The organism is Micromonospora aridisoli, assembly GCF_056150025.1.
Genome location: NZ_JAXCFK010000108.1, coordinates 1 through 578 on the forward strand (window position 1 = coordinate 1; position 578 = coordinate 578).

Here is a 578-nt window from a genome sequence, read left to right on the forward strand (position 1 = left end):
TCGTAGATGTACCTCCAGAAGATAGAACTGTGTATTTTACAGCAGAGTAATTTCCTGCGCTACCATTTCCAGTGATCGTAAAAATTCCAGCATTAACATTGGAGGATAGTCCCGTCGTTTCACTGATATTACCATTGTCCGATTCAAAGTTGTCCTGATAAATAATTTGTGCGACCCCAGTATAGGTTAAAAAGAGGAGTAGAAGAAAAGTGTATGTGTTTTTCATGAGAACTATTTTTTACAAAACTACAAACTTATGAGTTTTTATTTTCGTAAATCTTTTATTTAATTTGAATGTATAGATTGTATTAAGGTGGTTAATGCTGTGGTTGATGGCTTTTGGGAATTATTTATGATGTTTTAATAAAATGTTAACCACCTCTATATTGTTTTTTTACTTTGAAGAAATAGGATATTAGCTTACTTTTTGTTGAGGAACGCAAGAGCTTACGTTTTGATGAGATGATTTGATGAGATGCATAACTCAGAATAGCTTTGGTACTATTTTGTTTCGCTCACTTTTTACTATGTTATTGTAGGGAGGTATTCTTGTTTAGTTGTTGTTTTTTTTACTTTTT

At 31.8% G+C, this 578-nt stretch carries 1 protein-coding gene; it reads right to left on the reverse strand.

Annotation, left to right across the window (positions count from 1 at the left end):
- A partial coding sequence (locus SM447_RS29600) for a hypothetical protein (protein ID WP_474576155.1) occupies nt 1-226 on the reverse strand: 226 nt, incomplete at its 3' end.
- Between the last annotated feature and the right edge of the window lie 352 nt (nt 227-578).